We start from the raw sequence: 13,643 nt of genomic DNA on the forward strand, positions 1-13,643 counted from the left end.
TTTTTCGTCTTACTTTTCACGGTATCTGGAAAACCTCTCTCTAAATCTCTGAGTAGCCAAATGTATATAAGAATACCGACTTAATTGGGAACTGGTGAAGGTTGTACGACTGGCATCGAAATCTAAAGCTAACATCAGGGAGGATATTTCAGACATCAGTTTCTTAATTTCCTCTGCTTCCAAGCGGGAGAAGGGTAGGCGCGAGAATAATTGTTCTGTGTTGTTTTTTCCTATATCTCTACTTATCTTTCCTAGGGGAGGTAAGGGTAAGGGTAAAGGGATTTGATGTTGCAAATGACTGGGTTGGGGAGATCCTCCTCCTGTAATCCTCTCATCTGTTTTATCGAAGACGGGATCTGCCAATACTGCTACTGTTGTGGCAGGGGGAACAAACCGAGCTCGGTCACTTCTAATTTGAACCAGAGTCGAAGCTGACGGCAAACTCACAATTTCGTGTTCGACTATTAACGGCTTGAATTCAGAACTTTGAGGAAGCGAGAGCGCACAAAAAGGTATTCTTTGTAGTATACCATCGCCTAAAATAAGCAAGCGTTTTTGTTTCAATTGCTCTGCTACTGGTTGGAGAAGCATTTGGCTGAGCGTAGCTGTCACTTTGGCTGCCTTTTTCCGCTTTTCTCTCTTTTCGGGTACAGTCAGGTATTCGTAGAATTCTTGCGCTGCTGTCTCTATTTCAGAACTGGCTTTTAGTTGATAACTCATAATAGTTGTCGGTGTTACTGCCCACAAGTAACTGCGTTCATCACCAAGCCAATAGGATAAAAGAATGGTTTCGTTATCCAACAACTGATGCTGAATTTCTTGGGCACTTAGTGGTTGGGGATATTTTAGTTCTGCATAACGAGGGCTTTTGACGCGCATTTCAGCTTCGAGTTCCTGTAACTGCGCCATCTGTGACGCAATCTCTTTTATGAACGTCTCTGCCAATTTTTTTTCTCCTTCCTGGAGTTCTTTGGGGAGTCTGCCTTTAAGCAGATGTTGCAAAGCTTGTGTCTTCGCTGTCAGTTGCTGCTGGAATTGGTGTTCTTTATTACATAGAGTGGGGTCTATTCCTTGGCGAATACCAATGCTGGCTTCGTATAGTAGCTCTAAAAGAGTGCGGGCACGAGCGCGTTCACATACCTCTAATGCGGTAACGTTATGACCAACGTCGGGATTTTGTTGGTGTAGCTGCATCAGCAAGTCAATGTAAAGTCCGTAATAGTCCTGTACGGTGGCAAAGTAGGAAACTCGAAGATCGGATATGTCAACTTTAGTACGTAGGGACTCAATGATTTCGATCGCAGACTTGATTTGAGTTAAAGCTAGGTTGATATTGCCGCGATCGCGTTCAAGCACGGCAATATTACCAAGTGTAGCGGCAACAGCCGCAGGATTATCTACTTCACGATGAAGAACCAGTGCTTGGTTATAGTACTCTAGAGCTAGCTGTTTTTCCCCCAAATCTTCGTAAACTTTGCCAATGTTATGCACAGAGACAGCTTCTCCAGCCCGATCTCCTACAGCACGTCTGAGTGGTAATGCTTGATTGTAGTATGAAAGCGCTTGTTGCTTCTCGCCTAAATTATCGTAGATTCCACCGATGTTATTTAGGGAACGGGCTTCCCCAACACGGTCTTCTACGGCACGCCTAAGTGATAGTGCTTGGCTATAATACAACAACGCTTGCTGCTTTTCTCCTAAATCGTCGTATATCCCACCGATATTATTTAGGGAACGGGCTTCCCCAGCACAGTCTCCTACGGTACGCCTAAGTGATAGTGCTTGATTATAATACAACAGCGCTTGCTGCTTTTCTCCTAAGCTATGATAAATTCCACCAATGTTGTTGAGGGTACGGGCTTCGCCATCAGGATCTTCCACGGCACGCCAGAGTGAAAGTGCCTGGTTATAGTGTAAGAACGCTTGTTGCTTCTCTCCCAAGCTGTTGTAGACAGCACCAATGTTATTCAAGCTAGAAGCTTCCCCAGCACGGTCTCCTATAGCACGCCTAAGTAATAGTGCTTGGTTGTAATACAACAATGCTTGTTGTTGCTCGCCCAAATCGGCATAGACTTTACCAATATTGTTAAGGGAGCGAGCTTTCCCGTCACGGTCTTGTACGGCATCCCAAAGTGGTAAAGCTTGGTTGTAGTACTCCAATGCTTGCTGCTTCTCTCCTAAATCTTCGTAAACTTTACCAATGTTGTTGAGAGTGGTGGCAACACCTGCAAGATTCTCTAAGGATTGTTGGATTGGCAGCGCTTGATTATAGTACTCCAATGCTTGTTGTTTCTGACCTAAATAGTTGTAAATTACGCCAATATTATTAAGGAGCGTGGCAACATTAGCAGGATTGTCTACAGCAGGTAACAGTTGTAGTGCTTGATTGTAGTACTCCAGTGCTTGCTGCTTCTTGCCTAAAGCGCTATAGACTGAGCCAATATTGTTAAGGGTGATGGCTTCCCCATTACAATCTTCCAAAACACGTAGGATTAGTAGTGCCCGATCGTAATACTCCAATGCTTGCTGTTTTTCGCCTAAATCATCGTAAAGTTTGCCAATATTATTGAGAGTCACAACTTCCCCAGTCAAATCTTGCACGGCACGGTTCAGTGAGAGTGCTTGGTTGAAGTAGGAAAGCGCCTGTTGCTTTTCGCCAAGCTCGGAGTAAATGACGCCGATATTACTAAGAGTAACAGCTTCTCCAGTACGGTCTCCCACAGAACGTCTCATGGAAAGTGCTTGGAGATAATACTCCAGTGCCTGCTGTTTCTGACCTATATTAGAGTAATATTGACCGAAATTATTTAGAGTGGTACCAACTCCCTTTGGGTTCTCTAAAGTGCGCCAAAGAAGAAGTGCTTGATTAAAACACTCTAATGCTTGCTGCTTGTTACCTAAAGCCTCATAAATTATTCCAAGATTGTTAAGGGTAGTTGCTTCTCCATCGCGATCGCCTGTGTACTGCTGGAGTGGTAGTGCTTGGTTGAAGTAGGAGAGGGCTTTTTGCTTCTGATTTAAATCAAAGTAAACTTTGCCGATGTCATTGAGAGTTGTAGCTGTCTCGGAAATGTCTTCTACAGCAAGCAATAACATCAGTGCTTGGTTGTGGTATTCTAATGCCCTCTGTTTCTCACCTAAGTGGGAATAAACAGAGCCGATACTGTTTAGGGTAACAGCTTCTCCAATAGGATCGCCCACAGTACGTCTCAGTGGGAGTGCTTGATTGTAGTATTCCAGTGCTTGCTGTTTTTCGCCTAAGTCGGAGTAGACTGCGCCAATATTGTTGAGAGTGATAGCTTCTCCTGCTGCGTCTTCTACAGATTTCCAAAGTGGTAATGCCTGATTGTAGTATTCCAGTGCTTGCTGTTTTTCACCTAAAGCATGGTGGACTTGGCCAATATTGTGAAGAGTAGCTGCACTTATATACAGTATATACACAGTATCTAAAGATGGCAACAAAGAAAAGGTTGAGAAATGTACCGGTCTTGCACGATGAAGTAAAAGACAGACATCAAATCATGGTAACGCCAACTGCTTGGGAGAGTATGAAGGCAGAAGCTAGTAGGCGGAAAATCAGTGTTAGTGAATTGATAGAAGAGTTTGGACGGGGATTAAAATCCCCTTCGGGCTTATCCCCATAAATAAATTTAGGGGCTTGCGCCCTTCGACTTTCGGTCAATTTTCTCCTGCATGATACGAGCTGCGTACTAGAGGGCCAGAACGAACATGACTGAAGCCCATTTCCTTTGCAACTCTCCCCAATTCATCAAATTCTTCTGGTGTCCAATATTTTTGGACTGGCAGATGTTCTAAGGAAGGACGCATATACTGACCGATTGTAATGCGATCGCATCCTACTTTGCGTAAATCTACCATTGTTTCTACGATTTCATCAAAGTTTTCTCCGTGTCCGAGCATCAGACCCGATTTTGTAGGAATTGTGGGGTCAATCTCTTTGACCGCTTGCAGTACAAAAAGGGAGCGATCGTACTTTGCACCCCGACGCACTGGACCTTGTAAGCGTCGTACTGTTTCAATATTGTGATTGTAACAGGCGGGCTTAGCCTTCACAATTTTGTCGATGCGATGGCGTTGACCTTGTTCTCCCGCACCTGCGCCACCCCAAAAATCTGGTGTCAACACCTCAATTTGAGTTTCTGGGTTCATTTGACGGATCGCCGCCATCGTCTTGACAAAGTGACCCGCCCCTTGGTCTGGTAAATCGTCACGAGCAACAGAAGTCAGTACTACATAACGCAATCCTAAAAGCTGGACGGACTCTGCAACCTTTTTTGATTCCTCTGGGTCAACAGGCATGGGCGCGTGACCTTTATCTACTTGACAAAAAGCACAAGACCTAGTACAAGTTGGTCCCATGAGTAAGAAAGTAGCAGTTTTTTGAGAGTAGCACTCACCTCGGTTGGGACAGCGCCCCTCTTCGCAAATTGTATGAATTTGACGCTGCTTAATGATACGTTGTACGGTGGAGAGTTCGCTGGCTTTACCAATTGGGCGACGCAACCACGAAGGCATTGCCATAATTTCAGATTTTAGTTGGGGTTGTTGCGGAGAACTCATAAACAATTCACAATTTTTTAACGCAGTTGCCTTAAGTATTACTTTGACACGATTGGATATTGAGTTGAGAATTAGTAATTTAATACACATCAACTATTGTCAATTCTACCGGAAACTACTCTCCCCCAATCTAGATAGATGTTGGGTATAGTGGGAGCATTCTTGACGTCAAGTGGCGCAACCGCCTTATAAACCTAAAGTTTCTATTAGAGCAAACAGTCGTGACAAGTAACAAAATTCTAGTTATCGATGACACTACAGTTGTCCGCGTAAAAGTAAGAGAAATGTTACCACCAGGCAATTTCCAAGTCTTGGAAGCCAAAGACGGTGTGGAAGGATTGAATTTAATCCGTCAGGAAAAACTGAGCCTGATTATGCTGGATTTCCTACTTCCCAGAAAGAGTGGTTGGGAAGTTTTCCAGGAGATTCAAGCCCAAAACGATCTCAGGAAGATTCCTTTGGTGCTTATGTCTGGTCGTAAGGAAGAGGTGACTGAGAAAATTTCAGAACCCTTTGAATATTTTGAATTTCTTGGGAAGCCTTTCGATCAAAAGCAACTCATTGCGGCGATCAAATCTGCCATGACAAAGGCAAAACAGCCGCGTCCCGAACCAGTGCAAGTTGCTGCAACTGCTATTCATGCTACTAATGGAGCAGTAGCTACTTCCAATGGAGTGGTAGCAACTCCAACTGAAACTGGGGCTTCAGCTGCTGAAATCCAAGCATTAAATGAAAAAATTGCCAAAATGCAGGCAGAAATTGATGCTTTGAAAAAACAACTCAATCAAGTTGTCACTTTTATCAAACAAAAAATCAAATAACAATAAGTATCGTGATGATATTTTTCTAACGCCGTGCTCAGTATAGGGTATGGCGTTTAGATTTTTGTCGTCATATCTCGATTATTCCCTATTCCCTGTTAAGAGTTCCCTGTTCCCTTTGAAATGATAGAAAGACTATGCGTTGGGGAATACTAAATCATAAGTATGTGATTCAGGGCAGAATGTAAATGTTGATACACTCAGAGCCAATTTTTGCTATTCTTGGCTATTGCATAACTCAACAAATATACTCGGGAAGCAAAACCCTGGTTTATCAAGGTATTCGAGAAAAAGACCAACAATTGGTTATCTTAAAGCTGATGCGGAATGAATACCCAACTTATCATGAAATTGCTCAGTTCCGCAAACAATATGCGATCGCGAAAAACCTTAATATTGCAGGTATTGTCAAACCCTATAGCTTGGAAAGCTATCACAATAGTTATGTTTTGGTTCTAGAAGACTTTGGCGGTATTCCCCTAAAAGATTATATCAGTCGTGTAGAAATTACAGACACATCTTTTCTAAAACAATTTTTTCACATAGCCATTCAAATTGCCTCTACCCTTCATGAATTACACTGTCATCGCATCATTCATAAGGATATTAAACCGGGCAATATTCTCATCAATCCGACAACTTTAGAAGTTAAACTGACAGACTTTAGTCTTGCTAGTCTCTTACCGAAAGAAATTCAACAACTGACAAATCCCAACTGTTTAGAAGGTACCCTCGCTTACATTTCTCCAGAACAAACAGGAAGAATGAACCGTGGGATTGACTACCGTAGCGATTTCTATTCCCTTGGCGTCACATTCTTTGAACTCCTGACCGGACAGTTACCCTTCACAACAAAAGACCCTATGGAGTTAGTGCATTGCCATATTGCTAAACAACCACCTATGGCTCATTCTTTAAATTCTAATCTTCCCTTAACCGTATCAGATATCATCAGCAAACTCATGGCAAAAGATGCTGAAGATCGCTATCACAGTGCTTTCGGTTTAAAACACGATTTAGAGATTTGCTCTCAGCAGTGGGAAGAAACTGGGAATATTATACCATTTCTGTTGGGAGAACAGGATGTTTCCGATCGTTTTTTGATTCCTGAAAAACTCTACGGTCGCCAGCAAGAAGTAGAAACTTTACTTGCAGCTTTTGAACGAGTCACAGGTGGTACATCTGAAATAGTGTTGGTTACTGGTCCCTCTGGTATTGGTAAGACGGCTGTTGTTAACGAAGTTCACAAACCAATTGTTCGTCAACGCAGCTACTTTATTAAAGGGAAGTTTGACCAATTTCAACGCGATATTCTTTTATCAGGATTTTTACAAGCTTTTCAAGATTTAATCAGACAGTTGTTGAGTGAACCTGATGCCATTCTTCAACAATGGAAATCTAAGATTTTGTCAGCCTTAGGCGCTTCAAACAGCGCGTCTCTACTAATAAAATTGTCTTATTCGAGTAGTATTGGATTCGTAGGGTGCTTTAGTGACAGCGTAACGCATTATCTTTAAATATTTCCTGCGATATAAATTGCTTACAAAAGCTGCTGTTCGTTTATATTTTTGATACTCATCTAACGGTTTAATATAAATAACTCGCAATACGTTGATTTACCTCCTCAAAAATTTTCCTGTTTTTATCTAACTTTCCTTGGTTTTTAAGAAAATCAAGAAAACTAGCATGATAAACCCGATAACATTTCTCTTCTTCACCATCTTCATCTAAAATCTGCACTTTTATATATTCACGCCATTTCTCTAAAATTTCCTCTACTTCATATTTATCTTTGCCGGAAATTTCTGCCAGATCGCTTAAAGAAATGGGTGGAGTATTCCACTCTACAATAATATACAGAATAATGAATTGAATTTTCTGGCTTTGCTTTTCCATTCCCATCCGCACCCAATGCTGCTGATAATAACTTTTCAATCCATTGGGTAATTTATCTAAAGTCAAATCTTTGTAAAATCCGCCAGCAATTTCCGGTAAAACATAACGCAGATACATAAAATTATTTTCACTTTTAGCTGCGACTTCAGTGATAAAGTCATCTTGGGAGATATGGCGGTCTGCAATCCACTTTTGCAAATCTTTCTGATATGCTGGGTCATTTAGAAATGACTGAATCCTGGTTTTTACATCTTTTAAGTTTAAATTTTGATATTCCTCTGCTGTTAAATCTAATTCTTTCTCCGGAACCTGCAAACGCAAACGCTTTTGTACGTCAGCATAGGGTCTTCGTGTTAGGAAAAAATAAACTCCTTCTGGTAAATATTCCGGTAAATACAAAATATTTTCCGCACCGTCCGGTTGGTCAACTTCATCTAGTGCATCAACCACAATTACCAAAGGTGGATTTTTCTTGTTTGCAAAATGCTTTTGACTAGCTTTAACTAATAATTCCTGTAAGTTGGTATTATCCGCACCCTGAAACCCATACCGTTGAATCAACTGCTGACGAATACTTTTCAGAAAGTCCTCTGGGCGGTTGCGTCGTTCTGCTAAAATATTAAAATAGCAAGGACAATTATTTTGCGACACATACTTTGCAGCAATTGTACTTTTTCCCGTTCCCGCATCTCCCACCAAGGTAAAATAACCTTTTGAATGAGTTTGCTGGAATTTTTGGAATTCTGCAAATACAAACTGGCGACCGCAAAATGATTTCAACTTTTCTTCGATTAACGATTTGAACTCATCGGGATAGGGTAATTGTTCGGTTAAATTCTGAAATTTGGGGTCAATAACAATTTCTCCAGGTTTGCGACTGCGCTTGGCAACGTTGCAAAATACTTGATAAAACTCTGTAATTTCTGCACGAATATCAAGGTTTTCTACTCGAATTTTATCTCCTAAAATATTCCAATCTATAAAATTTTCTGCATCATTAATAAAATTTGCTGGGTTATCGTTAAAAGCTTGCCAAAATTTGGATTTAATCTCTTTTTCTCTCCAAAAATTTAAAATTGCTTCTGATTTTCCTACACCGTATTCAACCAAAGCATATACATAAACACCCTCAAAGTCGCTGGGTATCTGGTGTGGATCTAATTTTAATTTTTCTAAAATTTTGATGACATTTTCTTGTCGTTGCGCTATATCAATCACTTTTCGACTAGCAAAAGGAAGAATTGTATTAATAACTTTTTCTAGCTCAAAACTCATGCTTTTGAAGTTCAAGATACTTGATATTTATATGATAAGGATTTTCACTAAGAAACGATAGTCAATTATATTGACATCTTGCACCTTTAAGTGGAAGAGAATGGTGGGCAGTGCCTTATGCCAATTTGAAAAAGAATGTCGATAATGTACAGACGCGCCATGGCGCGTCTCTACTGGGTTGTTTATGATTTGTTTACCGATGCTCTGGTGGGAGAGAATGGTGGGTGGCTTTATTTTTGCTCTGAAGAACGCCAGTAAATTTCATTTGCTCTTTGCATGAACTGGTAACTAACCAACTCTCGCCGCAAGGTTAGGTAGTCGGGATGGTAGTGCGTGAGGATTTCATTGACAGTGTCTTCTGGGTAATTGACCCCCACTTCAAATTTGGTTGCCAGCCACTTAAGAATGACTAAACGTTTTTTACGACTGACGGGAATTTCTTTGAGGCGATCGCCTTCAGTATAGGTATTCAGGACTTTGCTTTCCCATGCTTCGGTATCAACTTCCTCAACGAGAGAGGCTATTGTCTCAAGGGTAAACATTTCCTTGCTGTTTTGTAGGGCTTGGTTATCCAACTGATACAAATGAGCATTGCCCTCCGGGCGCATAGTGACCAACTTCAGTTCTTTCAGCCTCGCAAGATGATGCGACACCGTTGGCTCCTTCAGCTGTAAAAGCACTGCCAATTCTTCCACACTACACTCTTGATTCGCCAGGATACCCAAAATCTTGAGTCGGCTTTCATCTGCCAACGCCTTAAAAAAGCGCAGCAGAATTTTAAACTGCTCATTGTTCATTTTCTGTTAAGCTGTTATTAGACGCAAATCTAATTAGATTTTCATTAAAGTGACTGTGCTGCCCTCTTCCGACACAGCACAAGGCTTGTCTTGGAGATTTTTGAATTACGTTAATTTTGTTACGAACTACTAAGAATATTTAGATTTCTTAAGTAGTTTTTTACATTTCGCTATATTTCGGCGATCGCTAACGGAACATTAGGAGTCAAAATATGATTAAGCGAGGGATTTCACTCGTACAAGCAGCGAGATTTTTACAAGTAGAACAGTCTACCCTTTACATGGCTCTACAGAAAGGACACATTCCCACGTTTCAGAGAAATGGACGAACTGTAGTGAGTCAAGGAGCTTTACTGGATTATCGGGCAAGAAAACGATCCACATTATAAGCACTCCCCAATCCAAAGATGCGGGTATTCTTGGTTCCCTGACTGGCTATTAGACGATAGGTTGTCACTAATCGCCTAAGAGGGCAAATCTCCCCAAGCGTAAGTTTAATCAAATTGTTCGGTTTCGTTCCTCAACCCAATCTACAACTTATAAGCCATACAAATTGATGTATTAAGAAATCAAAATAGCATCTTTTAAATTTATGTTCTTAGGTAGATGAATTGAAGTATTTCCCTACTAACGTGAATCATTGTTAATGAAAAATTGGTGAACTCACCCCTTGCTGTTAAAAAAATAAGTAAGTGGGCGGGAATAAACAGAATTACGTTACAAAATGTAAATGCATCTAAAACCCTTACCAACGATAAATGACAAATAACTAAGGACGATTTTTACTAGTGGTCTATCGCAAAAGTTTTGATAGGTTCGTAGTTGCGCTGTCTTCGCTATTACAACTCAGACCAACCCCCCGCCCATTCGAGTCCCTGCCATCCCAGAGATGCTGCTTCCCAGACAAAGCCAGGAAGTGGCTCTCCAGCTGCTACTGTAACTCGACCTGTTGCTAAATCAAAATGGCTGTGGCGGAGATGACGAGTCACGATGACTAACCCTGATATACCACAATCGCTCACCAGCAAGTTAGAACCAGCTCCTAGTATTGTTACTGGTAATTCATGTTCTTGAGCATATCGAAGGCTGGCTTGTAACGCTTCTAGATTGCGAGGGGCAGCACACCATTGGGCAGGACCGCCAACCCTGTAAGAAGTATATCCTGCTAGGGAAACCTGCGACCTGATAACGCAATCAGTACCTGGTAAATAAATTTCCTTAGTTTCGATAGAATTAGCCATTAGTTGTCTGCTGGCATTTATGCTAGGAACTGTACAGACATTTGCAACTGCCTGGGAGATAGTCATATCTTCTACAATGAGGTAAATATTGATGTTTATCTGTCGTCAAAATACGACAGTTGAAAAGGGCAACGTAACTATTGCTAGACGGACACTATGCAGGTAGAGGAATAGTCCCTTGTGTAGGTTTTGTGACCTCTAAGTGCATACCTAGCTGTTATTAGGAAGTTGCTTTAGAACTTTGGCAAAGTGTTGCCATGACATCGGGAATGATTTGATTGAGATTTCCCGCTCCCAGAAACAGCGCCAAATCTCCATGACGCAGTGTTTGCAGCAGGTAGGAGCACACTGCTGTTAACGTTGGTTGATAGGTTACCTGCGAATGTTGTTTGGCAACTTCATCAGCCAATTTTTGCCCACTGATTTGCCCTAAATCTGGCTCCCCAGCACTGTAAATATCTGTCAAGACAACTAAATCGGCATAACTAAAAGACGCGGCAAATTCCTCCAGAAAAGTCAGTGTGCGGCTATATCTATGGGGTTGAAAGATAGCAACTACTCTTTGTCCCGGTCTTGCTTGGAGACGTGCGGCGGCGAGGGTAGCACGGATCTCACTGGGGTGATGGGCGTAGTCATCGATGAAAGTAATGCCGTTGGCTTCACCTCGGAATTCAAAGCGGCGTCTTGCACCTTCAAAGGTGGACAGACCCTTGGCAATTTCCCCAAACTCTAAGCCCAATAACCTACCTACAGCGACGGCTGCTAAGGCATTGCTTAAGTTGTGCTTACTCAGCAGGCGCAAGTTTAAAACGCCTAATGCTTTACCTTTCTCCCATACAAGAGCTGTTGTACCATCAGCGCGATAATCTACGTTTGTAACAGTATAGTCGGCATTCCCATCGGGATATAAGCTATAGCTAATTGTTGGCTTTAGGCGATCGCGTACTGTATCACAATCAATGCTACCTATCAAGGTTTTACAACCTCTAGCGAATGTTTGGAAGATTTCCACCACTTCGTCTAATGTTTCATAGTGGTCGGGATGATCCAATTCTATGTTGGTAACAATGCCTATCTCAGGGGCATGTTTGACTAGTGAACCATCTGATTCATCTGCTTCCGCTACTAGATATCGACTTTCTCCTAGTCTGGCATTTCCCGACCATGCATCAACCTCACCACCCACTAAAATTGTTGGATCTAAACCTGCTTCCAGAAGCATGTAACCAATCATGCTACTGGTTGTCGTTTTCCCGTGGGTTCCTGCTACTGCAATGCTGTGATAATCAGCAATTAACGCTGCTAATACATCGGAGCGATGAAAGATTGGACATTCTAATTCAAGAGCTGCTTTATATTCTAAATTACTTGTGTTAATTGCTGTAGAACAAATCACTTGCGGCAAGTTTGCTCCTTTACAATTGGGTAATTCTTTTGTATTTAATACCGATTCATGAGATTTTGAATGGGGTTTAAAGAACTCTAGATTACTTGCCTCTTGCTTCCCGAAAATATGAGCTCCGATAGATTCCAGACGTCGTGTAATCTGGTTTGGACGAACATCCGATCCTGAAACTGGTAAATTACGTTTTGCCAGAACGTATGCCAAAGCGGACATCCCTATGCCGCCCACACCAATGAAATGAAAGGGTCTGCCGCTAAAGTCTACTGCTGAATTTTGCATTGTTTTCTCCTCTTACACCACACCACACAATAATATTAAATGACACGCGTATCATAACAGGAATGATATTTTTACCGATACTACCCTTATATATGTTGCATGGGTGTTGAACTTATTTTTCCCTTATTGTTCTGCAGATTCAAATTGATTTTACCCTTGATAGAGATTTTTTCTCTGTATGAACAGATATTATGTTTATTCTTAAAATTTCTGCTAGATCGGGAAACAAATGATTGTAATTTCAAATACATATTTTTACCTAGTTTTCAAGAATTTGCTATATTAGGAGATTGTTGGTTAACTCCCGAGAAAACCAATAACGCTATCACATAACTGAGTCGATGCGACGACTAGCAATTTTTGGAGGCACTTTCGATCCAGTTCATTGGGGACACTTGCTTCTAGCTGAAACAGCTTTAGCTCAAGTACCTCTAGAACGGGTAATTTGGGTGCCATCACTCAATCCTCCTTACAAACAAGCGGCGGCTTTTGAACATCGAGTAGAAATGGTACAACGAGCGATCGCAGACAATCCAGGATTTGCTGTATCACCTATTGAAAACTGTCGTTCCAGAAGTTCTTATGCGATTGACACCCTGATCGATTTATCAGCCGATTACCCAGATACACGCTGGTATTGGATTATTGGTTTGGATGCGTTCCAAACCTTGCCTCGTTGGTACCGTGGACAGGAATTAGCACAGTTATGTGAGTGGTTGATCGCACCTCGACTCCTAAGTGGTGAGACTATAACTCAAAGTGAGTTAATCTGCAAGCAAGTGGTGCAAAAGCTCACAAAACAAACTTTTAGCATGCACTGGCAATTATTGCATATCCCTTTTATTGGGCTTTCGTCAAGTCTAATTCGTAACCTGTATTGTGAAGGCAGATCGATTCGTTACTTAGTCCCAGAACCCGTAAGGGTTTATATCGATAAACACGGGCTGTACAAAAATGGGTAGGAAGAAAATATTTATTTTTGTACATCTAACACTTTATAGTTATAAATACTCCCCCCTTTAAGGTATGATCGGGGTCAACAGTAGCATTTCTTTAGGTATAAGTATACAGAGGGCAAGACGCTGTGATTAGAGTAGCAATAAACGGTTTCGGGCGCATCGGACGTAACTTTGCGCGTTGCTGGTTGGGTCGGGAAAATAGCAACATCGACCTCGTTGCTATCAACGACACCTCAGACCCTAGAACCAACGCACACCTGTTGAAATATGACTCAATGCTAGGGAAGTTAAAAAATGTTGATATTACCGCCGATGATAACTCTATCACCGTTAACGGTAAAACCATAAAGTGTGTATCCGACCGCAACCCAGAAAACTTGCCCTGGAAA

The 13,643-nt window shown here is 41.6% G+C and carries 10 protein-coding genes and 2 pseudogenes; 6 read left to right on the forward strand and 6 right to left on the reverse strand.

Annotated elements, in window-relative coordinates; all coding sequences use genetic code 11:
• Window positions 1-9: 9 nt before the first annotated feature.
• The gene (locus ACYRY3_RS03595) at window positions 10-3,441 is read right to left on the reverse strand and encodes a CHAT domain-containing protein (RefSeq protein WP_460200393.1); all 3,432 of its coding nucleotides are present in this window, start codon (window positions 3,439-3,441) and stop codon (window positions 10-12) included.
• A gap of 11 nt (window positions 3,442-3,452) precedes the next feature.
• On the opposite strand from ACYRY3_RS03595, the gene ACYRY3_RS03600 reads away from it, so the two are divergent.
• Window positions 3,453-3,644 carry a hypothetical protein gene (locus ACYRY3_RS03600; RefSeq protein WP_460200394.1) on the forward strand — a complete coding sequence of 64 codons (192 nt, stop codon included), beginning with the start codon at window positions 3,453-3,455 and terminating at the stop codon, window positions 3,642-3,644.
• Window positions 3,645-3,678: 34 nt separating this feature from the next.
• Here ACYRY3_RS03600 and lipA read toward each other — a convergent pair whose 3' ends face one another.
• Window positions 3,679-4,581 carry a lipoyl synthase gene (gene lipA / locus ACYRY3_RS03605; protein WP_460200395.1) on the reverse strand — a complete coding sequence of 301 codons (903 nt, stop codon included), beginning with the start codon at window positions 4,579-4,581 and terminating at the stop codon, window positions 3,679-3,681.
• A gap of 221 nt (window positions 4,582-4,802) precedes the next feature.
• Here lipA and ACYRY3_RS03610 point away from each other — a divergent pair, with 221 nt between their 5' ends.
• Window positions 4,803-5,402: a response regulator gene (locus ACYRY3_RS03610; RefSeq protein WP_460200396.1), complete on the forward strand. Its 600-nt coding sequence runs from the start codon at window positions 4,803-4,805 to the stop codon at window positions 5,400-5,402.
• Between the two features lie 188 nt (window positions 5,403-5,590).
• Window positions 5,591-6,823 (forward strand): annotated as a pseudogene (locus tag ACYRY3_RS03615) (protein kinase domain-containing protein); the annotation flags it as partial.
• Window positions 6,824-6,989: 166 nt separating this feature from the next.
• Here the strand turns inward: ACYRY3_RS03615 and ACYRY3_RS03620 are convergent.
• Together ACYRY3_RS03620 and ACYRY3_RS03625 are read right to left on the reverse strand one after the other, a co-directional pair.
• A complete protein-coding gene (locus ACYRY3_RS03620; protein ID WP_460200397.1) occupies window positions 6,990-8,573 on the reverse strand; it encodes an AAA family ATPase in 1,584 nt (527 codons plus the stop codon).
• A 230-nt stretch (window positions 8,574-8,803) separates the two neighbouring features.
• Window positions 8,804-9,370 (reverse strand): DUF2087 domain-containing protein, encoded by a 567-nt coding sequence (locus tag ACYRY3_RS03625; protein ID WP_460200398.1) that lies wholly within the window; start codon window positions 9,368-9,370, stop codon window positions 8,804-8,806.
• 212 nt (window positions 9,371-9,582) lie between these two features.
• On the opposite strand from ACYRY3_RS03625, the gene ACYRY3_RS03630 reads away from it, so the two are divergent.
• A complete protein-coding gene (locus tag ACYRY3_RS03630) occupies window positions 9,583-9,759 on the forward strand; it encodes a DNA-binding protein (protein ID WP_460200399.1) in 177 nt (58 codons plus the stop codon).
• 465 nt (window positions 9,760-10,224) lie between these two features.
• Here ACYRY3_RS03630 and ACYRY3_RS03635 read toward each other — a convergent pair.
• Together ACYRY3_RS03635 and murC are read right to left on the reverse strand one after the other, a co-directional pair.
• Window positions 10,225-10,677 (reverse strand): annotated as a pseudogene (locus ACYRY3_RS03635) (FAD-binding protein); the annotation flags it as partial.
• 154 nt (window positions 10,678-10,831) lie between these two features.
• Window positions 10,832-12,295 carry a UDP-N-acetylmuramate--L-alanine ligase gene (gene murC / locus ACYRY3_RS03640; RefSeq protein ID WP_460200400.1) on the reverse strand — a complete coding sequence of 488 codons (1,464 nt, stop codon included), beginning with the start codon at window positions 12,293-12,295 and terminating at the stop codon, window positions 10,832-10,834.
• A gap of 341 nt (window positions 12,296-12,636) precedes the next feature.
• On the opposite strand from murC, the gene nadD reads away from it, so the two are divergent.
• Both nadD and ACYRY3_RS03650 read left to right on the forward strand, forming a co-directional pair.
• On the forward strand, window positions 12,637-13,257 hold the full coding sequence (nadD, locus tag ACYRY3_RS03645; protein WP_460200401.1) for a nicotinate (nicotinamide) nucleotide adenylyltransferase: 621 nt from the start codon (window positions 12,637-12,639) through the stop codon (window positions 13,255-13,257).
• Window positions 13,258-13,379: 122 nt separating this feature from the next.
• Window positions 13,380-13,643 (forward strand): glyceraldehyde 3-phosphate dehydrogenase NAD-binding domain-containing protein (locus ACYRY3_RS03650; RefSeq protein ID WP_460200402.1); only part of this gene is annotated, 264 nt, incomplete at its 3' end.

It is taken from the genome of Scytonema sp. NUACC21 (assembly GCF_054684315.1).